Consider the following 24,423-nt stretch of genomic DNA (forward strand, 5'->3'; position numbering starts at 1 on the left):
TTAGTACTCACACCCCTCTACGATACCCAAGATGCTTCACGACGCCGCGCTGTGGGGGCGGTGCGAAGCATGTGGCGAAAACCCCGTGCCAACAGTGTTGTTGGCGATCCCCATAGGTGCTGGATACAATACCCGCAGCACCGTGTACGCGGCGCGGGCGCCTGTGGCGGAATTGGCAGACGCGCTGGATTTAGGTTCCAGTGTCTTAGGACGTGGGAGTTCAAGTCTCCCCAGGCGCACCACACACCATCTACCTCGGTAGACGAACAATGTCATAACTCGATTCGGGGCGCGATCCCGCAAAAATCCCGCACCCCGCAAAATCACTCGCAGACCGAGCGCGATCACCAGCCCTCGGCGCAAACATGCGCATACGTAGACAGCAGCACCTGCGACGAGTGCCCAAACATCGCTGCGACCTCATGCACCGCTAGGCCCACGCATGCTACCGCGCAGGCTTCACGATCGTAGATAGTCGAGAAGTCAGACACCGGCGGCCGTTTTACTGCCTAAATAGGAACGCCACTCCGCGAACGAGCGGTCTTGATCTCCACTCCCCACCATAAGGGTGATGGCGAACTCACACAGCTCATGAATCCTCATCTTCCCCCATCAGCGTCCCGCGCCCGACGTGCCCTGTAGCCGTTAATCACCTCTTTGATCACTGGTGCAGCGACACCAATACTGAAGAGTGATGCCCCGACCAAAGACTCGGGTGGATCGAAGAGTGCTAGACAAGCGAAGATACCAACGACACACAGGAGCAATACAAGTGCGGCCATCGTTATCCGAACCCACGCTTCACGCTTCGTGTGTGTGAACGCTTCTTGGGTGATTCGGCGGTCCAAGACGGTATCGGCGTGCGCGTCATCGAGAATTCGTGTACCGGAGCCAGGGGCGATTCGGTTGTACTCTTCAATGATGGCAGGAGGGGGAACAGGTCCTTCAAAGCCGACAAGCGCGGATGCAGTGATGTGTTCTAGCCCTGGGAGCGGCGGTTGATTTGCTCCTGGATGTTGCCACCCACGTGGTTGAACGCCCTGGCTGTGCGGGCCTGTGAGCGCAGGCGTGCTTCCTGGGCTGCTTGGATCACTCGGTGGCTCTGCTGCATGTTGATCCTGCCCATTTCGTTGAGGGTAGTTCGGATCATGTTCATGGTTCATATTCTACTTCCTGGGTTTGAGGGGAGCTAGTTACTTGTCGCGGGGCTGGGCTCACGGTGGCCGAAGGTCACGATCGCCTCTGCTCTGGTGAGGTCATATTGCTCTTAGGTACGCGACATCTCGCCTACTGGGCGTAGTGGTTGCTAGTCCTAGAATTCGGTGGTTTCCTTCTCGGTGAAAGCACTGGTGTCAGCGGTTGACAACTCCGGCCTCTCATCACTCTAAGAAGCAGGCGGGACACTGGGGGTAATTTTTTTCGAACGCGGTCCCTCAACCTCATTGATCGCTTCCGTGATTGCTTAATTGAAGGCGGGTTGACCTCGTGTAGCTGTGCTTCACTTCTCCCTAATGAACTCGGATGAGCCTCGTTGTTCGTACCGTCACCGAGTTCATTAGTCCCCAGTTAGTGGACGTTCTGGGCTACTAGCTCAGGCGTTTCGACTGTTCTCTGCGCAATCGGAGGTAAGGCTGCACCGGCGGCGAATGAGGTGGCGAGCTTTGTCAACCACGCCTAGGTTGAGGCTGCTGTGATTGCCATGAAGCTCGTCGTTGACGCCGGTGCAGACGTCGTCGAGTTGCTTGTCCCCACCGTTAAAAAACCTAGGAACGTCATGGTCGACCGTAACTACGAGATGGCAAAGTCGATCACGCGCGGTTAGTGATTTCTTCAGCGCTGAGCAAGAGCTGCATGGTGTGCCGCCGGTCTTTCTATTCCGAGGGTTCGTCTAGTGGCACTGTTAGCTGATTGGGTGGCCCCATAGAGCGAGCTGATTCTCGCGATGGGTACTGAGCGCTGGGTGATGTACTCCCTACCACTCCATTCGGCAGCGGGGAGAATACCGAGAATATCTACAGCAGCTTGACCAGTGGGAGTACACGTCCCCCTAGGCGCACGAACACCCACCTACAGCAGTAGGTGGGTGTTGGTGTATCTAGGAGAAGCTAGAGGGCAGGGGAGAGGCCGGCATCGCTTTGATCGCTGACGCGGTAGAGGTGCTCATTCACAAACTCGCCCACGCCCCAGCGGGCCAACTCGCGGCCATAACCGGAGCGGTTAATGCCGCCGAAGGGCAGGTTGGCGGCGGTGACCGAGGATTCGTTGACGAAGGTCATGCCGTCCTCGAGTTGCTGCGCCACTGCATAGGCCTGCTCGAGGTCTGTGCCCCACACCGAGGAGGACAGGCCGTAGTCGGAGTTATTGGCCAGGGCAATGGCCTCGTCCACATTAGCCACCTTGTACACGACGGCGACGGGGCCGAAGATCTCGTTGCAGCCGATCTCCGAGTTGGGGTCGACATCGGTGAGCAGGGTGGCCTCCATGTAGGCGCCGTCGCGATCAATGGCGCCGCCACCGACACGCACCGTGGCGATGCCGTCGCGGGCCGCCTTCTCGAGTCGTTCGACGATCTCATCACGGGCGCCGATAGACGACAGCGGGCCGATATCGGCGTTCTCGTCATCGTAGGAGCCCACCGTCATCGCTGCGATCTTCTTCTCGAGGAACTCGACGGTGCGATCGTAGAAGTCCTCCATCACAATAAGCCGCTTCGGGGCGTTGCAGGCCTGGCCGGTGTTGTACATGCGGATCTTCACAAACTGCTCCAGCACCCAGTCCAGGTTCTGCTCATCCAAGACGATGAAGGGATCATTGCCGCCCAGCTCCAACACGGACTTCTTGTAGTGCTTGCCGGCGGTGGTGGCCACGGCGGAACCGGCGGCCTCCGAACCGGTGAGGGAGACACCCTTGATGCGCTTATCCGCCACGAAGGCATCCATCTGTGAGCCGGAGGCATAGACGTTGATATAGGCATCCTTCGGCAAACCGGCCTCCTCCAGCAGGTCTTGGCAGGCTTGGGAGGACAGCGGGCAGATGGAGGCGTGCTTGAGCACGATGGTGTTGCCCAACAGCAGGTTCGGCGCGGCAAAGCGGGCCACCTGGTAGTAGGGGAAGTTCCACGGCATAACGCCGAGCAACGGGCCGAGCGGCTCCTTTTTTACCACAGTCTGCTGCGCCCCCGAGGCCGGCAGATACTCGTCGGCGAGCAGCTCATGGGCGTGCTCGGCGTACCAGCGGTAAATATCGGCCACAAGCTGGATTTCGGCCTTGGCCCAGCGGGTCAACTTGCCCATCTCCCGACCGATGTGGTCGGCCAGCTCATCGATGCGCTCCTCATAAAGATCGGCGGTGGCGTTCAACACCGCCACACGCTCCTCGATGGAGGTGGTGCGCCACGAGGTATAGGCGGCGGTGGAGCGGGAGAGAATAGCATCCCGCTCAGCATCCGTGATGCGATCAAACTCCTGCTCGGAACGGCCGGTGTTGGGGTTTTCTAATGCGAAAGTACTCATATCGCCCTGTATAGTCCTGCCCACCAGTGGCTGCAATGCTCTGGGCACACAACACGGAGATATCGGTCTATCAGTGCCTAATCTCACTCAATAACTGGCCCCACACAAGGGTGGCGGGCAGGTGGGTGCCGGCGCTGTGCGGCGGCTAGCCGGTGTAGCGCAGCCACGCGAGCACGGCCTTGACGCGGCGGTTGTCGTCCTCGAGCTGGAAGCCGAGTTTCATGAACACATTGGCCACATGCTTGCTCACCGCCGAGGGGCTAAGAAACAGGATCTTTTCCATATCGCGGTTACTCAGGCCCTGAGCCATGAGCGCGAGCACATCTTTCTCCCGCGGGGTGAGGGTGATGATGCCGCTGCGCTTGGCATTGAGCAAGGTGGCGATCACTTCCTGATCCACCACCGTCTTCCCCGCAGCCACATCCTCGATTGCTCGGACAAACTCCTCCACCTCAGAGACGCGCTCTTTGAGGAGATAGCCGAAGCCGCCGTCCATGAGCTGATCGAGGTAACTGGCGGCTCAGCACAATCACCGGCAGCCCCGGACGTTCGCGGCGCAGCTCCGAGGCCGCCTTGAGGCCATCGTCGCGAAGCATCGGCGGCATGCGTACATCCGTGATCACGAGGTCGATATCCCCTCTACGGCCCTGGTCCCGCAGGGCGTCGGCGTCCGCGACGGCGATCACGCTATGGCCCAGGGCGTGCAGGAGTTGTTCGATGCCCGCGCGCAACAGCGTGGAATCCTCGGCGAGAAGAATATGCATGTGGCTACTTCCTTAGTAGTGGCACCGTGAGGTGCAGCAGCGTCCCGGTGTCAGTCATGCGCAGCGTCACGGTGCCATCGAGCACAGCGGCACGCTCCCGTAGTCCCATGATCCCCGTGCCCGCGCTAGCGGTGGGGGACTCTGCGCTCACCCCGTCGCCATTATCGCGCACCGTCACGTGCAGTGCAGAGGCCGTGGCGTCGATGCCGATATCGGCGTGGGTGGCGTGACCGTGTCGGGTGGCGTTCGTGAGCCCCTCGCTGATGCAGTGATAGGCCAGCAAGGCCGTGGTCTCATCCAGCGGCGGCACGGCGGCTGTGTCGGTGTGTAGCGTGGTGTCGATGCCGGCGTGGGCGAGTAATTCTTCCACCGCTGCCACGAGGCCGTTATCGTAGAGCACCTGTGGTGCAATGCCGCGCACCGTGGCCCGCAGGGCGGCCAAGGCTTGGGCCGCGTTTTCTTCGGCCTTGCGTATCGCTGGCTCGGGATCCATGGCGAGGCGAGCCGCCGCGAGATTAAGTTTCAGGGCAGTGAGATGTTGCTGAGGTCCATCATGGAGTTCCCTTTCGATGCGGCGTCGTTCGCCCGAGAAAGCGTCGGCAAGTAATGCTCGCGAGGTTTGAACCTCCCGCACGGAGGGGCGAGGGTGAGTTGAGAGGCCCGTACCGAGAGCCAGGTCAAGGCCCAGCTCAGCGTGAGCAGCAGCGCCAGCGCCACCGCGGCAATGGAGACACAGAGTGCCACATTCACCACGCGATTCGAGCTCTGCCAAGAATTGAACTCGAGCGTATCCACCATGAAGGGCGCGATCGCAACGAAAACGATGAACGAGCCCAGCATGGTCCACAGCATCAAGCTGAGAACAGACACCACGAGCTGCAGAAAAAGATGGAGCACCTGCCGCCAATCGAACCAGCGAGATACCGTGCGCTGGCGAATGGGGCTGGCAAAGGTCCGTGCGCCGCAGCGGCCATAGGCATCCACCGGGCGGGCGAGCAGCGGCAGCCACGGCAGCAGCACGAGGGTAACGGCCAGCGCCGGAATGCACGCTAGTGCGAGCAGAATATTCCAGCCGACCGAACGCAGAACTGACATAACTAATAAGCCTAAGCGTTGCAGCCGTGCGAGTAAGTGGAGTTAGCTCCACCATAGATTCGGCAGCCAGCTCCCTCGTGCCAGGCGCGGTGCGCGCGGTGTGATGAGGGCATGTTGACAGCAGAGAACCTCAGCAAGAAGTATGGTCGCCGCCTCGTGTTTCGCGATCTTAGCCTCACGATCGCGCCGGGCGAGTTCGTGGCCATAATGGGGCCCTCGGGCTACGGTAAGTCCACCTTGCTCAATCTACTCTCGGGGCTGGATAAGCCCAGTTCGGGCACGCTAAACGCGCCGGAGCGCACGGAACGGGCCTTCGTGTTCCAGGACTATAACCTGCTGGAATCGCTTGATGCTCGGACCAACGCGATGCTCACGGCAAAGTTCTCTGGGCGCCCGTGCACCCGCGCGGAGGCGGATCGGGTATTTCACGATCTCGGACTGGATGGGTGCCAGCGCCAGATGCCCGCGGAGCTCTCCGGTGGGCAGCAGCAGCGCGTTGCTATAGCGCGGGCGCTGCTGGCCACGCCCTCGTTCATCTTCGCCGATGAGCCCACGGGGGCGCTGGACGATGCCACCGCCACGACCGTGCTGGAGCATTTGCGGGCCGCTGCGCACAAGGGGGCCACCGTGGTGATGGTGACGCACTCGCATGCCGCCGCCGCAGCCGCGGACCGGATCATAGACATGGAGGCAGACCATGCGCGTGTGGCTTAAGGATGTCTGGGCCAACCGCGTGTCGTGGCTGGCGGTGGTACTGACGCTCGTGGTCTCCGCTGCGAGCTGCGGGCTCGCTTTGACCCTGATTACTGCGGGTGGGGGCGATGCCGGACCGCCGGGAGGGACGATCCTCGCCATGTCCTTGTGCTCCATCATGCTGGTGGTGTCGATGCAGATGCGGTTGCTTATCGACGAGCACTGGGAGGTGTATCGCAGCTGGCGCTTGGTGGGCATGCCGGGCTGGATGATCGTGGGATTCGTGCTCGGTCAGGTGGTGGTTGTGGCACTCGCCTCGAGCGCCGTGGGTCTAGTGCTGGTGCCGCCGCTGCTTAGCCCGACCGAAGAGGCGCTGCGGGCGGATGGCCTCAGCCTCGACGCGCTGGCGTTCAGTAGTACGTCTGCGATCGCCGCGGTGGCTATCTGTTCGACGGCAGCGGTGCTGGCGGTGCTGTGGCCCGTGCGGCGTATCTTCCGCCCAGTAGTGGTGCGTTCCTCGTGGTGGACAACCCCGGTGGCGGCGCTACTGGTAGCTGCGGTGCTGGCGCCTTCTATAGCCGCCACGATGGAGCCGGATGCTTTTCTTGGCTGGTCTATGGGATTGATCGTGGCGCTGTCTTTATTCATGCCGTGGCTGCTGCCGCTGCTGGATCAGTGGACGCGAGTTGTGGGGATCGCAGGGGCGAATGTGCGCAATCGCCGCCGTTTCAGCGCCCCGCAAATCGTGCCGTGGGTGATCTTTGGTGGGCTGATCGTGGTCGTTGGCTCTGGGATGCGGGCGATGATGATAGCCAGTGGGTCGTGGCATGTGTCCTCGTGGGAGGTGTTCGTGGTGCTGCTTGGGCCCTCGATCATTCCGAGCGTGGTGGCGGCACTCGCTATCTCTTTACTCATGCGCCACCGCATTGCGGCGGACGTGCGGGCCCTCCGGTTAGCTGGGGCGCCGCCGCGGGCCCCGCTCACCATTCAAATAGGCGAGGCGATCGCGCACACCATTACTGCCGCCGCGGTGGTGGCGCTCATGGCTATCTATGTGGTGGTGCGGCTCAACGGGCTACTCGGCGTGGAGGATCCCTTCACGGGGCTGTGGTGGCAGGCATGGCTGGCCATGTTCCTCGTCATGGCAGCGGTGACGACGCTGCTCAAAATCGTGCTCGCCTGGCGGTTCATACATCTGTGTACTAGCGGGGACGGCTACGTCTAGCTGTGCCGGATGCTCGCGGCGGGGTGGGTGGGCACGCCGGAAACATAAAGATGACGAAATCCTCATGATTACGTGGTAGGTTATTTTCCCACGAGATACCTGTTTGATCCCAAAAGGCAGTGTGTCCCGCGTAGCACCCTGTTCCCCCAAGTTTGAGAAGAGCCGACGACATAGCATGATCACTCCTAACTCCACCCCCTCTCAGCAGGACAGTTCCCCCACTGCAGGGCCGCGTACCCTCAGTGATCGGCTAGAGACCGAGCGCTTCGCCTTAAGTTTTTCGGGCCAAGGTTTTGACTGGCTGCGCCCCCTCGCCGAGGCCACCGAAGCAGGGGCTGATGAGTCCCGCTTGCGCGGGATAGTCGCCGACGCCGAGCAGCGCCTCAGCGAACTCAACGAAGAACTCGCCGGTGTGCTCCCCCTCGGTTTCACCCCCTTCCGCTGGGCGGGGCTCGATGATGTTCCCGCCGGATCGGATCACGGATATAGCGCCAACGCGGCGGTGTCCGTGCCGGGCATTGTGCTCGCCCAGATCGCCACTCTCGATGCGCTGGGTGCCCAGGACGTGCCCTGGCAGCGCGCAGAGCTGTCCATCGGCCACTCTCAGGGACACCTCGGCGTGGAATATGCCCGCACTCCCGAGCGCGCCAGCGAGCTGCTGGTGATCGCTCGGCTCATCGGTGCGGCGATTACCCGCACCGCCCAGCGCAGTGGTGTGATCAGCGAAGGGGAGCGTCGTCCGATGCTCGCCATTGGTGGTGTCGAGCGCTCCATCGTGGAAGAGGAGCTGCACGGCACCGAAGCCGTCGTGGGGCTGCATAATGCCCCCGATGCGCAGGTAATTGTGGGCACCCCCGCCGAGTTGGAGCTGGTGCAGCAGCGCTTGAGCCGCCGCGCCGAGAAGGAACAGCAGGCGCTGGAGAATAAAGAGCGCGGTGGCTCCGCCCTGCGCCCCACGTTCAGCCCCATCGCTGTGACCGCCGGCTTCCACCACCCCGTCATGGAGGACGCCGTTCAGCTCACCCTCGACTGGGCCCGTCGCCTCGAGGTAGATGAGCAGCTCGCCGAGCGCTGCGCCCGCGCCGTGCTGGTCGATAGCGTGGACTGGCCCCGCGAGCTGCGTCGGGTGCGTGAAGCAGGCGTTTCCTGGCTGCTCGAAATCGGCCCAGGGGAGGGCGTGGCGAAGCTCTCGGCACCGCAACTCGCCGGCACCGGCATCGCTGTGGTGCGCGCCGGCACCGCCGAAGGGCAGGGCCAGCTCTCTGACCCGCATGCTGCTACTCCGCAGGCTGTGGACTACACCGACTTCGCCCCGCGCCTCAGCGCCGATGGCCGCCGTGTTGAAACCGCCTTCACGCGGCTGACCGGTCGCTCGCCGATCCTCTTGGCGGGCATGACCCCCACCACGGTGGATCCGGAGATTGTTGCTGCCGCCGCGAATGCCGGCTATTGGGCAGAGCTCGCCGGCGGTGGCCAGGTCACTCCGGAGATCCTGGATGAGAACCTCACCCGTTTGGGCGAGCTGCTCGAGCCGGGAGTCAATGCCCAGTTCAACTCCATGTTCCTCGATCCCTACCTCTGGGGCATGCACATCGGCGGGAAGAAGCTGGTGCGCAAGGCCCGCGCCCATGGCGCCCCGATTGATGGTGTGGTGATCACCGCCGGTATTCCGGAGCGCGAGGAAGCCGTGCAGCTCATCCACGAGCTGCGTGCCGAGGGCATTCCGTGGGTGGCCTTCAAGCCGGGCGCGGTCAAGCACATCAAGCAGGTCTTGGCCATTGCCCGCGAGGTTCCCGAGGCGCCGGTGATCATGCACGTCGAAGGCGGCGTCGCTGGCGGTCACCACTCCTGGGAGTCCCTCGATGACTTGCTGCTCAACACCTATGAGCAGATCCGCCGCCAGCCCAATACCGTGCTGGTTGTCGGCGGCGGTATTGGCACTCCCGAGCGCGCCGCGGATTACATCACCGGCCGCTGGGCCGAGGCCTATGGTCGCGTCGCGATGCCGGTGGACGGCGTGCTCGTCGGCACCGCTGCCATGGCGGCGCGCGAGGCCTGCACCACTCCGCAGGTGAAGCAGGCTCTGGTGGATACCGCAGGCCCGAATGATTGGGTTCCCGCCGGGTCCGCCAAGGGGGGAATGGCCTCCGGTCGCTCGCAGCTGGGCGCCGATATTCACGAGATTGATAATTCCTTCGCCCGCGCCGGACGTCTGCTCGATGAGGTCGCCGGCGACGCCGAGGCCGTGGCCGCCCGCCGCGAGGAGATCATCACCGCCATCAATGCCACCTGTAAGAAGTACTTCGGCGATCTGGAGGAGATGAGCTACCGCAGTTGGCTGGAGCGCTATCTCGAGCTGTCCGGGCCCGATAGCTCCGGCTGGGTGGATAAAACTTGGCACACCCGCTTCCAGCACATGCTTCAGCGCACCGAGGCGCGCCTGAACCCCGCCGATCATGGCGAGCATCCCTCGCAGCTCTCCCCGCTGGAGCTGGAGGACGACCCGGCCGCCGCCGTGGCTGAGGCCGCCGCGGCCTATGATCTCGACCGCCGCCTCCACCCTGCGGATGTGGAGTGGTTCATCGCCGAGCTGCGCACTCCAGGCAAGCCGGTCAACTTCGTGCCCGTGATCGACGAGAACGTCCGCCGCTGGTGGCGTTCCGATTCGCTCTGGCAGGCCCACGACCCGCGCTATAGCGCCGATGAAGTGTGCATCATCCCCGGCCCAGTGGCCGTGGCCGGCATCACCATCAAGGATGAGCCCATCGCCGAGCTGCTCGGCCGTTTCGACGCTGCCGTGGTCGAGGCCGCCCGCGATCGCGAGGCAGCTACCGAAGACACCCCTTCGCGCTTGTCGACGCTGCTCTCCAGCCCCACCACCTACTGGGCAGGCCGCAACGTCTCCTCCATCTTGCACGCGCTTGCCCCCGCTGCCGAGTGGGAGATTCTCTCGGCAGATTCCGCCCGCGAGCCGCGCACGGGTGCCCGCCTGCAGGTGCTCGACGATACGAGCGCTGAGCTGGTCGTCAGCCTCGCCGGCGAACGCCGCTGCGAGGGCCTCGAGCTGCGCGTGAAGCTCGAGCTGCCGCAGGTCGATGGTGCCGCCCCGGTGGTCACCCAGCGTGCCGCGGAAGAGGCGATGGATACCCTCACCGAGATTGCCGCCGGCGGCTCCGTGGCGGAGCTGGTGGAGGGTGCGGCCACCCACGAGTTCACGATCGATGCCGATAGGGCCGCTGACTATCACAACCTCACCAGCGCGGCGCTGCGCGATGTCACCGTGGGCGGTAGCGATTCCCTCGCCCCCGATGTGTTGGTGGGTGCCTGCTGGCCGGCGATCTTCGCTGCTGTGCGCGGCGCCGAGATCCCGGGCCGCCCCGGCGAGCGCGTGGTCGAGGGCATGCTCTCTCTGGTGCACCTCGAGCACCACCTCACCCTGCGGGACGAGCAGGCCTCCACTGCGGCGCTGATTGGGGTGCCGCTGACCGCCACCGCCCATGCCGATGAAGTCAGTGACACCGATATCGGGCGTGTCGTGGTGGTGCGCGTGTCCATCAGCGATGCCGAGGGACGCGTGCGCGCCACATTGACCGAGCGTTTCGCTATTCGTGGCCGCCGTGGCCCCGCGACGGCGCGCACCAATACCTCTGCGCTGCCCTCGATCAGCCCCGTGACCCACTCGGCGCGCACCCGCGCGCAGGTGGTGGCACCGGAATCCATGCTGCCCTTCGCCGCCGTGTCTGGGGATCGCAACCCGATCCACGTCTCGAGCACTGCTGCGCATCTGGCAGGGCTGGATGATGTGATCGTGCACGGCATGTGGACCTCCGCGGTGGCGGAGCTGGTTACCGCCGCCGCCTATGCCGACGATGCCGTGCACACCGAGCCGTCCGCGATCACCGAGTTCACCGCCACCATGCTGCGGCCTATTTCCCCAGGTGAGACCGTGGACTTTAAGGTCGAGCGCACCGGTGTGGATAACCGCCCCGGTCGCGGCGAGGTGCGCGAGGTCACTGCCAGCGTCGATGGCGAGACTGTGCTCACCGCAGTAGCCGTGATGGCAACACCGACGACCTTCTACGCCTTCCCCGGCCAAGGAATCCAGCACGAGGGTATGGGCATGGAGGCCTATGCCTCCTCCCGCGAAGCCAAGCAGGTATGGGATCGCGCCGACGCCCACACACGCGCTGCGCTGGGCTTCTCCGTGCTGGAGATCGTGCGCACCAACCCCCGCGAGGTAGTGGTGGGCGGAGAACGCTTCTTCCACCCCGACGGCGTGCTCTTCCTCACCCAGTTCACCCAGGTGGCCATGGCCACCCTTGGTGTGGCACAGGTGGCGCAGATGCGCGAAGCAGGAGTGCTCGACGATACCGCTTTCTTCGCTGGGCACTCCGTGGGCGAGTACAACGCCCTAGCCGCCTACTCGGGGGTGCTGTCCCTAGAATCTGTGGTGGAAATCGTCTACGCCCGCGGGCTGACGATGCACCGGCTCGTAGAGCGCGATGAGCAAGGCGTATCCAACTATGGCCTCGCCGCCCTGCGCCCCAATAAATTTGGTTTGGCAGCAGATCAGGTGGCCGACTTCGTGGCCGAGGTATCCCACAGCACCGGCGAGTTCCTCGAAATCGCCAATTACAACCTCAAGGGCAAGCAATACGCGGTGGCCGGAACTCGCGCCGGTCTCAAGGCCCTCGCCGCTGCCGCCGAGCAGCGCGCCCCCGGTGCCCGCGGGCTCATCCTCATCCCCGGCATCGATGTGCCCTTCCACTCCTCCGTCCTGCGCGACGGGGTGGATGACTTCCGCGATCACCTCGACAGCCTGCTGCCCGCAGAAATCGACCCCGAGGTGCTGGTGGGACGCTATATCCCGAACTTGGTGGCTCGCCCCTTCGCGATCACCGCGGAGTTCGTGGAGTCTATGCGGGAGGTCGTGGATTCCCCGATCTTGGACCGCTTGCTCGAGCGTTTCGATGCCGCGGTGGCGGAGAACACCGCCGCAGTGGCACGCACCATCCTGATCGAGCTGCTCGCATGGCAGTTCGCCTCCCCGGTGCGCTGGATCGAAACCCAGGACCTCATGCTCGCGGAGCTTGGTGTCGAGCGCTTCGTGGAGATCGGTGTGGCCAACGCGCCCACCCTGGCCAACATCATGGCCCAGACCGCAGCCGTGACCCCCGGTGGGGAAGGGCTGGAGGTGCTCAATATTGAGCGCGATCGCGGCATCGTCTTCGCCGAGGACAGCTTCTCCTTCGCCGCCCCGGAGGAGGAAGAAGCACCCGCCGAGAGCGCCGAGGATATCGAGCCCGCACCCGCAGCCCCGGCCACTCCGCCGGTGGCAGAGCCCGAGCCCGCCCCGGCCCCGGCTCCCGCTGCGGCCGCTGGCGATACCCCGGAGGTGGAGTTCACCCCGGCCCATGCCACCACTGTGCTGCTGAGCTTGTGGACGAAGGTGCAGCCGGGCCAAATCACCGCCACCGACACCATCGAAACCTTGACGGATGGCGTCTCCTCCCGACGCAACCAGCTCTTGCTGGATCTCGGCGTGGAGTTCGGCCTCGGGGCCATCGATGGCGCCGCCGATGCCGAGATCCCGGACCTGCAGGACACCGTGAGCCGCATGGCCAAGGGCTACCAGGCCTTTGGTCCGGTCCTCGGCGATGCCATCAGCGATGGGCTGCGCAAAGTCACCGGCCCTGCGGGCGCGAAGCCCGCGGCTGTCGCCGAGCGCGTGAGCCAGGTATGGCAGCTCGGCGAGGGCTGGCGTCTCCACGCCGAGGCCCAGATGGTACTCGGTACCCGCGATGGCGACTCCGTGCGGGGTGGCGCGCTGGCAGAGCTCAGCCCCGCCCAGCCCAGCTCGGCCAGCGAGCTGGATCAGCTCATCGACAATGCTGTGCTCGCTGCGGGAGAGCGCCTGGGAGTGAGCGTCGCTAAGCCCGCGGCGGCAGGAGGGGAGCAGACCGCGGTGGATTCCGCCGCCCTCGGCGCCTTCGCGGAGCAGGTCACCGGCAAGGCCGGCGTGCTCGCCGAAACCGCGCGCATGATCCTCAAGCAGCTCGGCCACGATCACGCCCCGCAAACCGTGGGGCTGGATGATCACAGCGCCGACGAGAAGCTCTTCGAGTTGGTCTCGGCGGAGCTCGGCCAGAACTGGCCGCGTATGGTCTCCCGCAATTTCGATCCGCGGCGCGCGGTGCTTCTCGACGACCGCTGGGCCTCGGCGCGCGAGGACATCACCCGCGCCGGGCTGGGCTTGGTGGATCCCGAGAGCATTGACGTCAGTGGCGCAGGCGAGACCGTGGCCGCCCACGCTCGTCACTTCGGACTCGACTCCCTCGCCAACCAAGCCCTAGAGCAGGGCCGCGGCAGCTTCGCTGAGGACGTGGCTGTGGTCACCGGTTCCTCGCCGCAGTCCATCGCCGCCGCCGTGGTGGGAGAGCTGCTGGCCGAAGGTGCCACCGTGATCACCACCACCTCGAGGCTGAGCCATGAGCGCTTGGAGTTCTACAAGCGGCTCTACGCGGAGCACGCCCGCTTCGGCGCCACCCTGTGGGTGATCCCCGCCAACTTGGCCTCCTATGCGGACCTCGATGCGGTCGTGGAGTGGATTGGTTCCGAACAGCGCGTCACCGTGGGCGCATCCTCCGTGGTGACGAAGCCGGCGCTCGTGCCGAGCCTGATCTTCCCCTTCGCCGCCCCGCCGGTGCAGGGCAGCATCGACGAAGCCGGCCCGCAGGCAGAAAACCAGATGCGTTTGCTGCTGTGGTCGGTGGAACGTCTCATCGCCGGGCTCTCCGCTCTGGGCCGCGATACCCACGTGGGCCAGCGCACCCACGTGGTGCTGCCGGGCTCGCCCAACCGCGGAATCTTCGGCGGCGACGGCGCCTATGGAGAGTCCAAGGCCGCCCTCGACGCCCTGGTGAATCGCTGGAGCGTGGAGGAGAACTTCTCCGCCCGCACCACCCTGGCCCACGCCCTGATCGGCTGGGTGCGCGGCACCGGGTTGATGGGCGCCAATGATCCGCTCGTCGAGCTGGTCGAAGCCAAGGGCGTGCGCACCTACTCCACCGACGAGATTGCCCGCGAACTCATTTCTTTGGCCTCGCAGGAGTCGCGCCAGGCTGCCGCCGATACGCCGCTGCTCGCCGATTTCACCGGCGGGCTCGCCGAGGCGCAGCTCAACCTCGCGGAGCTGGCACGCTCCGCGGCCGGCAACCCCGAGGCCGAGCAGCTGCAAGAGGTGGACACCACCCCGCGCTTCCACGCGCTACCGAATGTGCCGGCACTGCCCGCAGCACCGGCCACGGCTGCCGCAGCCTTCCACAGCTCGGTGAGCGCCTCCCTGGAGAACATGGTGGTCATGGTCTCCGCCGCGGAGCTGGGGCCCTATGGCTCCTCGCGCACCCGCTTCGAGGCCGAGCTGAGCGGAGATCTCAGCGCCGCCGGCGTGGTCGAGTTGGCCTGGTCCATGGGGCTGATCTCCTATGAGGACGGCGCTTGGCTCACGGCCGAAGGCGAGGAGATCGCCGAGGACGAGATCTTTGACGCCTATCACGACGAGGTGCTCGGCCGCGTGGGCGTACGCCAGTACCACGATGATTTCTCTATGGTGTCGAACCTCGCCCCGCAGCTGAGCAAGATCTACCTCGAAGAGGACCTCACCTTCGCCGTGGCAACCCGCGAGGAGGCCGAGGGCTATGCTGCCGAAGACTCCAACACGGTGGTGCGCTTCCACCCAGAAACCGAGGAATGGCTGGTCACCCGACCCGCTGGCTCCGAGGTGCGGGTGCCCACCCGCGCGGTGATGTCGCGCTTCGTGGGCGGGCAGATCCCCGAGGGCTTCGATCCCACGCGCTGGGGCATTCCCGCCGAGATGGTCAACAACCTCGACCGCGTGGCCGTGTGGAACCTCGTGTGCACCGTGGACGCCTTCCTCTCTGCGGGCTTCACTCCCGCCGAGATCCTGGCGCACGTGCACCCGGCGAAGGTCAGCTCCACCCAGGGCACCGGCATGGGCGGCATGTCCTCCATGCGCTCGCTCTACGTGGACGGCTTGCTCAACGAGGCCCGCGCCAACGACATCCTGCAAGAAGCCCTGCCCAATGTGGTGGCGGCACACGTCATGCAGGCCTATGTGGGCGGCTACGGCCAGATGGTGCACCCGGTGGCGGCCTGCGCCACGGCGGCCGTGTCGGTGGAAGAAGGCATGGATAAAATCCGCCTCGGCAAGGCCGATGTGGTGGTCACCGGCGGCATCGATGATCTCTCCGTGGAGGGCATCACCGGCTTCGGCGACATGTCCGCTACCGCTGATTCCCAGGTGATGCGGGATAAGGGCATCGAGGATCGCTACTTCTCTCGGGCCAATGATCGACGCCGCGCTGGGTTCGTCGAATCTGCTGGCGGCGGCACGCTGCTGCTCATGCGCGGCTCGGTGGCCTTGGAGCTAGGCATGCCGGTGCAAGCGGTGGTGGGCTACGCCCAGTCCTTCGCCGATGGCCTGCACACCTCCATCCCCGCGCCGGGGCTCGGTGCTTTGGCCGCGGCCCAAGGTGGCACGCATTCGGCATTGGCTACCCAGCTGGCCGAGCTGGGCGTGCACGCCGATGACATCCGCGTGGTGTCGAAGCACGACACCTCCACCAACGCCAATGATCCCAATGAGTCTGAGCTGCACGAGCGTATCCAGCAGGCACTTGGCCGCGATGCGGGCAGCCCGCTGTATGTGATCTCGCAGAAGAGTCTCACCGGCCACGCCAAGGGAGGTGCCGCAGCCTTCCAGCTCACCGGCCTCGCCCAGGTGTTGCGCTCCGGTGTGATCCCGGCGAACTTCTCGCTGGACTGCGTGGATCCCGTGCTGGCCGAGCATCCGCACCTTGTGTGGCTGCGCCAGCCACTCAAAATGCCGAAGCAGGACGTGCTCAAGGCCGGGTTTGTCTCCTCGCTCGGTTTCGGTCACGTCTCGGCGCTGGTGGCCCTGGTCCACCCAGCGGCCTTCTATGAGGCGGTTCGGGCCCAGCGTGGCGAGGACGCGGCAGCAGAATGGGCCGCACAGGCCGCGGCTCGGGAGCAGGCGGGTGCCGAGCGTATCCTCGCCGGCATCTACGGTGCCGCGCCGCTGTACGAGCGCACCTCCGGCCGCAACCTGGGTGGCGATGGCGATGCCGCCCACGATCGGGAGATCGCCATGCTGCTCGACGCCGACGCCCGGCTCCGCGACGGCCGCTACCGCCTGTCCACCGAGGGCTAAGGCAGTGGACACAGCCCAGCAGCCGAGAGAGATCCCGCACCTGCCGGTGCGTGGGTGCGGGATTGATCTGGTGCACGTGCCGGGTTTTGCCGAGCAGCTCGCCCAGCCAGGTACCCGCTTCGCGCGGGTATTCCACGGCAGCGAGCTGCGCCACGCCCAGCAGCGCGGCCTGACTGGCCTGTCCCGGGCTCGGCATCTCGCGGGGCGATGGGCGGCCAAAGAGGCCTGGATTAAGGCTTGGTCGCAAGCGCTATTTGGGCAGCCTCCCGTGCTGGCGGAACACGAGGTGGATTTCCGCGACATCGTGGTGCAGGCCGATCCCTTCGGCCGAGTCCAGCTCCGGCTGCGCAGTCGGCTGCGCGCCCTGGCCGCAGAAAGTCTCGGGACCAGCGCAGAGCACCTCGATACGTCGGTGCAGTTGAGCATCAGCCATGATGGCGACTACGCAGTAGCGGTCTGCGTACTCAGCTAGCTCCGCCCACGCGGCCCCGCCCCACACAGGCGCGGGGAGCGGGAGACTCGCCCGAGCAGTTCTCCAGCACGACGGCCCCGCCCCACACAGGCGCGGGGAGCGGGGCGGCTAGGCTGGGGTTTGTGAGTATCTCGAAAGACTTCGATGACTACCTCGCCGAACACCAGCTCGTTCCCGCGGCTGAGGTCATTCCCGAGCACCCCTGCCAAGATTTCTCCCATAATGAGCACGTGGTGGATGCCCCCGCCCCTGGCCGTCGTGCCGCAGTGTCCGCGGCAGATACCGCCGGGCCCAGCGCAGAACCCGCTTCGCCAGAGGAGCAGGACACACTGGCGGAGGCGGCCCGCCTAGCCCAGACCATGCTGGGAGAAAATCGCCGGGTGTGAGTAGAACACCTAGCCTTGGGCGACCGAGAAGAGATAGGCAATGAGCATGCGCTTGATCTCTTCCACCGTGGTGAGATAGGTCTCCGGCGAGGCGGTGGCATCGCGCACCGCGAAATTAAGCAGCGAGGTGGCGGTGTGCACCAAAATCCCGGCATGCTTGCGGCGCTCGGGAAGTGGCAGCGTCGGGGCGAGGGGGATGAGTACCTCCGCCAGCAAATCCAAGAGCTCCGATTCGGTGGCCGCACCCGTGGCGCGGGTAGCTGGGGTGGACTGGATGGCATGCCACACCGCCCGCCGGGAGGGATCCGCTTTCCACAATTGGGCGAGGTGGTCGATGAAGTTATCCAGAAAATCCGGCCACTGAATTGACGGATCGCGGCTGGGCCATTTCTTCAGCTCGGCCACGATCACTGCGGTGTCCTGGCGATCCAGCTCGCAGATCATCACATACTTATTGGCAAAGAACTGATACAGCGTGCCAATGGGCACCTCGGCCCGCTTGGCCACCTCGTCGAAGGTGAAGGATTCAAACCCGTGATCGACGAGGACGCTGCGCGCCGCCTCCAGCATGCGGGCGAATTTCTCCCGACTGCGTTGCTGGGCTGGGCGGCGGCGTGGAACCAGAATGGCAGTATCGCCATCGTCGGCGTCGGAGGCATCGCTGCGCTGCTGCGCTGCGGAGCCAGGGTGCTGCATCAAAGAAGGCTCGGACGTGGTGGAGCGCGTCTGGGTGGAGCCGGTGTGATCGGAGGTTCTAGCCATGGTACCTATCGAGTCTATCGAATGAGAACGGCCCTGTGAACACGGTTTATCCTAATGTCGCCCAGCTGTCTGGGCGACTAGAGCACGTCGCGCAGAATCCGATCGACGTGGCCTTTGGCGCGCACATTGTACTGGGCGCTGGCGATGCGTCCATGTTCGTCGACCAAGAAGGTGGAGCGAATCACGCCTTGGACTACCTTGCCGTAGTTCTTCTTCTCACCGAAGGCGCCCCACTGTGTCATCACCTCTTTATCGGGATCGGAGAGCAGCGTGAAGGTGAGCCCGTGATCGGCGCGGAATGCCGCGAGCTTTTCCGGGCTATCAGGGGAGATGCCCACCACAGCCACGCCGAGATCATTGAGTCGGGCCAGGTTGTCACGAAAATCGCAGGCTTCGGTGGTGCAGCCGGGGGTGTTGGCGCGCGGGTAGAAATAAACAAGAACGCGCTGCCCACGGAACTCCGCTAGGCTGACTGTCTCGTTGGCGTCGTTGAGCAAAGTGATAGCGGGGGCGGTGTCGCCCTCGCTAAGGCGAATGGAAGCGGGTTGAGTCATGGTTCTAGGGTAGGTGAGAGCTCGGCATTTCTGCAGTGCGGTAGGCATGCCGACTAGAAACCACAGCGTGGTTTTAGGTAGGCTCATGCAGGTAAACGCCGCGCCCTGCTGGGCGCACCGTACATGGATAAAACTAGCTAGGGGAGTATCGACAACAGTGGCACGCAATATTGAGGACATTCAGCGCGACATCGAGCGCACTCGCAAGAACCTGGCGAACACCCTCGATGAGCTTGCCGAGCGCAGCCAGCCGAAGAACATCGTGAACGATGCGAAGAAGGAAGCCACCAACAAGCTGCAGGACCCGAAGGTGCAGAAGATTCTGGCTGGCGTGGGCGCGGTTGTTGTGGGTGCAGTCGTCGTTGGCGTGCTGCGTTCCCGCAAGCGCAACAAGGATCTCAAGGAGATTCAGAAGCTGCTCGCTTCCCGTTAATCTTTATCGCTTTTCGCTTTTCGCTGCCCCGCCGCGCCGATTATCCCCGAGGGGAGTCGGTGTGGCGCGGGCTTTTTTAAGTCTGGCAACGCTGAATTTTATGAGACCCCAATGAGTAACAGTGACCATCCTGAGTGGCTGACCGTCACCTCCCGCCACTACAACGTGGTGGGCTTGATCGGGGTGGCCCTATTTTTCGCCGCCGCCTATACGCCTTCACTGCTGCCCCGTGCTTGGTATTACCAAGGAATTGTCTCTGGGGTGACCGCGAATATCGGCTACTGCGTGGGCGTGGGCTTAAGCCAGCTGGGGTGGATGCTGCTGCGCCGTCTCGGCCCGCGCACCGCGCGCCTGCAGCTCTCCGATCGCCAGCGCCGGCTGATCGACTATATCGGCATCCTGGTGCTCGCCCTCGTGGCCCTCGGGGTGGTGTGGGCGTCGCTATCGTGGCAGGAGCAGCTCGCCGCCGCGCAGGGGCTGCCCACCCCGCACCTCACCCACTTTTTACCGCTCTCCGCGGCCCTCGGGCTGGCGCTGTGCTTTGGGCTGATCTGGTTGTGGCGGCTGCTGGCGGCGTGGGCGGAGTCCACGGCAGAGGTGCTGGAACATCGCGGCCTGCCGCCTGGGATCGCGGCCGTGGTGTCCAACGTGTTCGTGGTGGTGATCATGGTGGCCAGTGTGGGCATCATCATCCCCAATACCGGCCTGACCATCATCGAGCGCCAGGCCGCCGACCGCAATGCCACCTATCGCAAGGACATCGCCCCACCAACGGTGGCATATCGCTCGTCTGGGCCCGGCAGCGAGATCTCATGGGAGGGCCTCGGCTATGAGGGCTCGCGCTTCATCGCCGATGGCGCCACCAAGGAGCAGCTAGAAGCAGTGACGCAGCGGCCGGCCCGCGAGCCTATCCGCCTCTACGCAGGGGTGGGCAATGGCGCGGATATGCAGGAGCGCGTCGATAAGCTCGTGGCGGAACTCGATCGCACCGGGGCGGCCGACCGGCAGGCATTGCTCATCCTCCCAGTCACCGGCACGGGGTGGGCCAATCCGGTGGCGGCCCAGGCCTTCGAGCTGCTTTTTGCTGGCGATACCGCCATTGCCAGTGCCCAATTCGGCGTGCTGCCCTCTGCGGTGTCTTTCCTCAGCGACTCGGGGGCGGCTGCGGAAGCAGGGCGCGATTTGATCCACACGGTGGCGCAATGGTGGTCTGCGTTGCCCGCTGGAAACCGGCCCCAGCTCTATCTCTACGGCGAGTCCCTTGGTACCACGGGCGTGGAGGCGGCACTGGAGTCCTTGCGCGCCCTCAATGTAGAACCCGATGGGGTGTTCATGGTGGGCCCGCCGCGCAGCAATGAGCTGCACCGCTGGCTCACCACCAATCGCGAACCGGGTAGTCCTGAATACCAGCCGCGCATGCCTGAATCGAGTGCCGTGCGATTTGCCGCCACCGGCCGCCATGCGCGACAGCTCGGAGCAGATCCCCGCTGGGGCGAGCATCGACTGCTCTTTCTGCAGCATGCCACCGACCCAGTGGTGTGGTGGGAGCCGAATCTGCTGTGGAAGCGCCCCGACTGGCTCGTCGAGCCGCTCGGCCCGGGGCGGGCCCCACAAATGACGTGGTATCCCGTGATCACCTTTTGGCAAGTCAGCGCCGATCTAGGTGGGGCAGCGGACGTGCCGGATGGCTTCGGGCATAACTACGCCACGGAGCTTCTCGACGGGTGGATTGCTGTCACACGCAGTGCGCGTGTCAGCGATGCGGATGCTGAGCAGCTGCGCGCGGAACTGGATGTGCTGCTGCAACGACAAGGACCGGAAAAGGGGCATATCAGCGAGCTCGGGGATAGCTAAGGGCCAAGGGGCATTGATCTGCGAACAGCGAGGACTAGGGTTTTATATATGAATTCCTCAGCACGCCCCGTAGTCCCACGCTCTCTCATTGTTGCCTTCTGGGGCACCGGAATCTCCCTGCTGGCCTCAATCGTGATCATGGTCATGCTCTACATAGTGGCCTCGAGCGCGGCAGACGTTCCTATGTTCATTTCGGTGATCGTGTTGAACCTCAGTGCCTTCGTGGCCTTCATTGCCGCTGCTCTCGCCGCCGCACAACACCCGGGGCCAGTGCGCACCCACGCCACTGTTCTTCTCGCCTCCATTGTGATTGGCCGGATTATCCTTGCCATCGGCGGCGGCAGGGTGGAAACCACAGGTGCGCTTGCCGCCCTCCAGACCATCAGCATCGTGCTTCTGCTTGGAGCCATGATCTACGTTGGGCTGGGAATGAAGAAGGACTTCGCTGCGGCGTAGTACAGCGTGCCGCTAGGGGACCGCGAGACCGGTGGCGCAGTCTGCCTTCTGCGCTGCCTCGCCCTGATAGGGGGACATGCATCGAGGAACATGGACCCCATTGCAGAGATACAACAATCCCCTCTAGGCGTGATAACCGCCTAGAGGGGATATAAAGAAAAAGTGCGCCATCAGGGACTCGAACCCCGAACCCGCTGATTAAGAGTCAGCTGCTCTGCCAATTGAGCTAATGGCGCATGCTCTGCGTCCCTGCCGTGGTGGCCGGTGTGCTGTGCAACGAGATGTTATATTACAAACAGTTTCACACCTTGTAAAATCGCCAGCTCAAGGGCTATTTAAGGGCTTCGCGGGTCGCGTGTGGCTACGTAGTGTGAGACGGGTGTATCGCTGCGTTGTGGGGAGGGATGGGCGGCGCTCCTCGCCGGAATAATGGTGTCGCGACAACTGCCTGACAAGGCTCGGGGGAGGGGCTCGATTTTTGACACACAGTGTCGACAACATGGTGTGTGGCATGCGATAAGCAACAGTTTGGTCACGGTTTTGGGAAGCGGTTTTTCCGACGCGGTCCGAGAGCGCGGGGCGTGTACAATCCACCGAGACTATGGTTTATCGACGGAGTGAAATGTTTAGCACAGGGCGGTTCTCTTTTAGTGGTCTGACGGGCGCGGTCAGCGGGGGTTATACAGCTCAGTCTCGGCTGCTGCGAGCGCTGATGGCGCTGCTCGTGTCGTGTTCGCTGGTTCTTGCTGGATGCACGATCGGTAACGGCAACGCGGAAGAAGAAGCAGCCGAACAGGCCAAGATAGAGAAGGTCCGCGAGGAGGAAACTCCGAAGCTGAATGTCGGCGATGAGGCCACGGATGTCAATCCCACGGAGCCCATCGAGGTCACTGTCGAGCACACCACCCTGACGTCGGTGACGATGACGAACGAAGCTGGCAAGGTGGTCGAAGCCGAGATCAGCGACAACGGTAAGAAGTGGCATGTCACAGAGCCACTGGGCTATTACCGCACCTATACCGTGGATGCGCAGGCCGCGAATGGTCAGTCCCTCGAGGCAAGTTTCACCACGGTCGCACCCGATGGCCGGGCGGCTGTCTACTTGGGGCCGCTGGATGGCTCGGTCGTGGGCGTGGGCCAGACTATCTCTTTCCGTTTTAACGCCCCGATTGCGGATCGCCAGGCCGCCCAGGACGCTATTACCGTGAGCACTACCCCTGAGGTAGAGGGCGCATTCTATTGGCTGAATAATTCGGAGATGCGCTGGCGTCCGGCCGAGTTCTGGCCCAGCGGCACCGAGGTTGAGGTGAAGGCCGATATCTATGGCGTCGATTTGGGCAACGGCATGTACGGCAACGCCGATAATGAAATCTCGTTCAGCATCGGTGATGAGATCATCAGCACCGTCGATGACTCGACCAAGACCATGACGGTGACCAAGAACGGTGAGGTGCTCAAGACGATGCCCGTCTCCTTGGGCGATGCGGATTTCCCCACGCCGAATGGCACCTACATGATCGGCGATCAGAACCCCTCGATGATCATGGATTCTTCTACCTTCGGCCTGGCCGTGGATAGCCCCCGTGGTTATCGACAGAAGGTGGACTGGGCCACCCAGATGTCCTGGTCGGGAATCTATGTGCACTCCGCGCCGTGGTCCATGTGGGCCCAGGGCAGCACGAATACCTCCCACGGCTGTGTGAACGTCTCTCCAGAGAACGCCAAGTGGTTCCAGGAGCTCGTCAAGCGCGGCGATGTGGTGAAGGTGAAAAACACCATCGGCGGCGAGCTCTCCGGCTTTGATGGCCTCGGCGACTGGAATATTCCTTGGGAAACATGGAAGAAGGGCAACGCGGACCAAACCTCCTCGTGGTAAACCCTGTCCACTAGCGCTCCGAGACCAACGGCCCAGCCAACTATTCACTGGCTGGGCCGTTGTCGTGTGTATACCCCTAGAGCGCTGGGTCGGCGCCGGGCAGCTCCCATGCGGCGGAGAGGATCTCCATGGAGTGCAGCATCGCCGCATGCGACGGTGACTGCAGCGAGATCATGAGCTCATCAGCGCCGGTGCGCTCCTGGAACTTCGAGAGATAACTGCGCACCTCGGGCTTCGTGCCGATCGCGGTATAGCGCATCATGGTGCTCACCTGCTGGCCCGCATAGGAGTGCAGCAAGGCGTCGAGCTGTTTTTCGCTGATCTCGCGGCCCCGGGCGGCCAGTGATTTCACCCGACTGCGTCGCACCTGCTCCCAGTCCGCGTGTGCCTGGGCTGTGGTATCGGCGGCCGTCACATTCACTGCGGCGATCACATAGGGGTCGGGACTAACGGCGCTCGGTTGGTAGCGCTCGCGGTAGACGGCGATCGCGTCATCGAGGTGCTGCGGCGCGAAGTGCGAGGCGAAGGCATACGGCAGGCCGAGTTGTGCGGCCAGCTGGGCGCCAAAGAGGGAGGAGCCGAGAATATACAGCGGCACCTCAGTAGCGGCACCAGGAATGGCCTGCACGCCGGGGATCCGGCTCTCCCCAGAGAGATAGCCCTGCACTTCGGCGACATCCTCGGGGAAGCGCTCGGCGGCGCGAGGGGAGCGTCGTAAAGCCTGCACAGTGCGCTGATCGGTGCCCGGGGCACGGCCCAAGCCCAGCCCGATACGGCCGGGATACATCTCCTCTAGGGCCCCGAATTGTTCGGCGATCACCAGTGGCGCGTGATTCGGCAGCATCACTCCGCCCGCCCCCAGTTTGATGGTGGAGGTGTGCGCGCCCACGTGGGCGATCAGCACAGCCGGGGCGGAGGACGCGATACGCGGCATGTTGTGGTGCTCCGCGTACCAGATGCGTTCATAGCCGAGTTGCTCTGCGCGCTGCGCAAGCCGTACCGAGCGCGAGAAACTATCGCGAGGCCGTTCCCCGTCGTAGACGAGGGCGAAATCGATGAGCGACAGCGGAATCATGCGTGCCTTTCTCATG

At 64.0% G+C, this 24,423-nt stretch carries 17 protein-coding genes, 2 tRNA genes and 1 pseudogene; 11 read left to right on the forward strand and 9 right to left on the reverse strand.

Features of this window, described 5'->3' with window-relative positions:
- The first annotated feature begins 157 nt into the window (after positions 1–157).
- A tRNA-Leu gene (locus GBB14_RS09970) sits at positions 158–242 on the forward strand.
- Positions 243–979: 737 nt separating this feature from the next.
- Here GBB14_RS09970 and GBB14_RS10630 read toward each other — a convergent pair.
- Positions 980–1,150 (reverse strand): hypothetical protein, encoded by a 171-nt coding sequence (locus GBB14_RS10630; RefSeq protein WP_192796251.1) that lies wholly within the window; start codon positions 1,148–1,150, stop codon positions 980–982.
- Positions 1,151–1,690: 540 nt separating this feature from the next.
- Between GBB14_RS10630 and GBB14_RS10765 the strand changes: the two genes are divergently transcribed.
- Complete coding sequence (locus GBB14_RS10765; protein ID WP_255456461.1) at positions 1,691–1,822, forward strand: hypothetical protein; 132 nt, start codon at positions 1,691–1,693, stop codon at positions 1,820–1,822.
- Between the two features lie 283 nt (positions 1,823–2,105).
- On the opposite strand, the gene GBB14_RS09975 is transcribed toward GBB14_RS10765, so the two are convergent.
- The 4 genes and pseudogenes from GBB14_RS09975 to GBB14_RS10640 form a co-directional block, all read right to left on the reverse strand.
- Positions 2,106–3,512: an NAD-dependent succinate-semialdehyde dehydrogenase gene (locus tag GBB14_RS09975; protein WP_151529766.1), complete on the reverse strand. Its 1,407-nt coding sequence runs from the start codon at positions 3,510–3,512 to the stop codon at positions 2,106–2,108.
- 145 nt (positions 3,513–3,657) lie between these two features.
- Positions 3,658–4,276 (reverse strand): annotated as a pseudogene (locus tag GBB14_RS09980) (response regulator).
- 4 nt (positions 4,277–4,280) lie between these two features.
- On the reverse strand, positions 4,281–4,910 hold the full coding sequence (locus GBB14_RS10635; protein WP_192796114.1) for a sensor histidine kinase: 630 nt from the start codon (positions 4,908–4,910) through the stop codon (positions 4,281–4,283).
- The gene (locus tag GBB14_RS10640) at positions 4,799–5,371 is read right to left on the reverse strand and encodes a hypothetical protein (protein ID WP_192796115.1); all 573 of its coding nucleotides are present in this window, start codon (positions 5,369–5,371) and stop codon (positions 4,799–4,801) included. Before GBB14_RS10640 ends, GBB14_RS10635 begins: the two co-directional genes overlap by 112 nt.
- 111 nt (positions 5,372–5,482) lie before the next feature.
- On the opposite strand from GBB14_RS10640, the gene GBB14_RS09990 reads away from it, so the two are divergent.
- The 5 genes from GBB14_RS09990 to GBB14_RS10010 all read left to right on the forward strand — a co-directional run bounded on the left by GBB14_RS09990 (position 5,483) and on the right by GBB14_RS10010 (position 17,397).
- Positions 5,483–6,085: an ABC transporter ATP-binding protein gene (locus GBB14_RS09990; protein ID WP_151529764.1), complete on the forward strand. Its 603-nt coding sequence runs from the start codon at positions 5,483–5,485 to the stop codon at positions 6,083–6,085.
- Complete coding sequence (locus GBB14_RS09995) at positions 6,069–7,289, forward strand: FtsX-like permease family protein (RefSeq protein WP_151529763.1); 1,221 nt, start codon at positions 6,069–6,071, stop codon at positions 7,287–7,289. Before GBB14_RS09990 ends, GBB14_RS09995 begins: the two co-directional genes overlap by 17 nt.
- A gap of 175 nt (positions 7,290–7,464) precedes the next feature.
- Positions 7,465–16,539, forward strand: a complete 9,075-nt coding sequence (locus GBB14_RS10000) for a type I polyketide synthase (RefSeq protein WP_151529762.1) — start codon at positions 7,465–7,467, stop codon at positions 16,537–16,539.
- Positions 16,540–16,585: 46 nt separating this feature from the next.
- Positions 16,586–17,011 carry a holo-ACP synthase gene (locus GBB14_RS10005; protein ID WP_192796126.1) on the forward strand — a complete coding sequence of 142 codons (426 nt, stop codon included), beginning with the start codon at positions 16,586–16,588 and terminating at the stop codon, positions 17,009–17,011.
- Between the two features lie 122 nt (positions 17,012–17,133).
- Positions 17,134–17,397 (forward strand): hypothetical protein, encoded by a 264-nt coding sequence (locus tag GBB14_RS10010; protein ID WP_151529760.1) that lies wholly within the window; start codon positions 17,134–17,136, stop codon positions 17,395–17,397.
- A 9-nt stretch (positions 17,398–17,406) separates the two neighbouring features.
- On the opposite strand, the gene GBB14_RS10015 is transcribed toward GBB14_RS10010, so the two are convergent.
- Both GBB14_RS10015 and bcp read right to left on the reverse strand, forming a co-directional pair.
- The gene (locus GBB14_RS10015) at positions 17,407–18,093 is read right to left on the reverse strand and encodes a TetR family transcriptional regulator (protein WP_370451566.1); all 687 of its coding nucleotides are present in this window, start codon (positions 18,091–18,093) and stop codon (positions 17,407–17,409) included.
- A gap of 143 nt (positions 18,094–18,236) precedes the next feature.
- Positions 18,237–18,713, reverse strand: coding sequence for a thioredoxin-dependent thiol peroxidase (gene bcp / locus GBB14_RS10020; RefSeq protein WP_151529759.1), 477 nt, complete (start codon positions 18,711–18,713; stop codon positions 18,237–18,239).
- A 157-nt stretch (positions 18,714–18,870) separates the two neighbouring features.
- Between bcp and GBB14_RS10025 the strand changes: the two genes are divergently transcribed.
- From GBB14_RS10025 to GBB14_RS10035, 3 genes are all read left to right on the forward strand, one after another.
- Positions 18,871–19,146, forward strand: a complete 276-nt coding sequence (locus GBB14_RS10025) for a DUF3618 domain-containing protein (protein WP_151529758.1) — start codon at positions 18,871–18,873, stop codon at positions 19,144–19,146.
- Positions 19,147–19,257: 111 nt separating this feature from the next.
- Complete coding sequence (locus tag GBB14_RS10030) at positions 19,258–21,000, forward strand: alpha/beta hydrolase (protein WP_151529757.1); 1,743 nt, start codon at positions 19,258–19,260, stop codon at positions 20,998–21,000.
- A gap of 48 nt (positions 21,001–21,048) precedes the next feature.
- Complete coding sequence (locus tag GBB14_RS10035) at positions 21,049–21,456, forward strand: hypothetical protein (protein ID WP_151529756.1); 408 nt, start codon at positions 21,049–21,051, stop codon at positions 21,454–21,456.
- 163 nt (positions 21,457–21,619) lie between these two features.
- Here GBB14_RS10035 and GBB14_RS10040 read toward each other — a convergent pair.
- A tRNA-Lys gene (locus GBB14_RS10040) sits at positions 21,620–21,692 on the reverse strand.
- 386 nt (positions 21,693–22,078) lie between these two features.
- On the opposite strand from GBB14_RS10040, the gene GBB14_RS10045 reads away from it, so the two are divergent.
- A complete protein-coding gene (locus GBB14_RS10045) occupies positions 22,079–23,332 on the forward strand; it encodes an Ig-like domain-containing protein (RefSeq protein WP_151529755.1) in 1,254 nt (417 codons plus the stop codon).
- 76 nt (positions 23,333–23,408) lie between these two features.
- Here GBB14_RS10045 and GBB14_RS10050 read toward each other — a convergent pair whose 3' ends face one another.
- Complete coding sequence (locus tag GBB14_RS10050; protein WP_225976621.1) at positions 23,409–24,422, reverse strand: LLM class flavin-dependent oxidoreductase; 1,014 nt, start codon at positions 24,420–24,422, stop codon at positions 23,409–23,411.
- Between the last annotated feature and the right edge of the window lies 1 nt (position 24,423).

Origin of the sequence: Corynebacterium sp. 51B (assembly GCF_008930785.1) — a bacterium.
GTDB classification, from domain to species: domain Bacteria; phylum Actinomycetota; class Actinomycetes; order Mycobacteriales; family Mycobacteriaceae; genus Corynebacterium; species Corynebacterium megadyptis.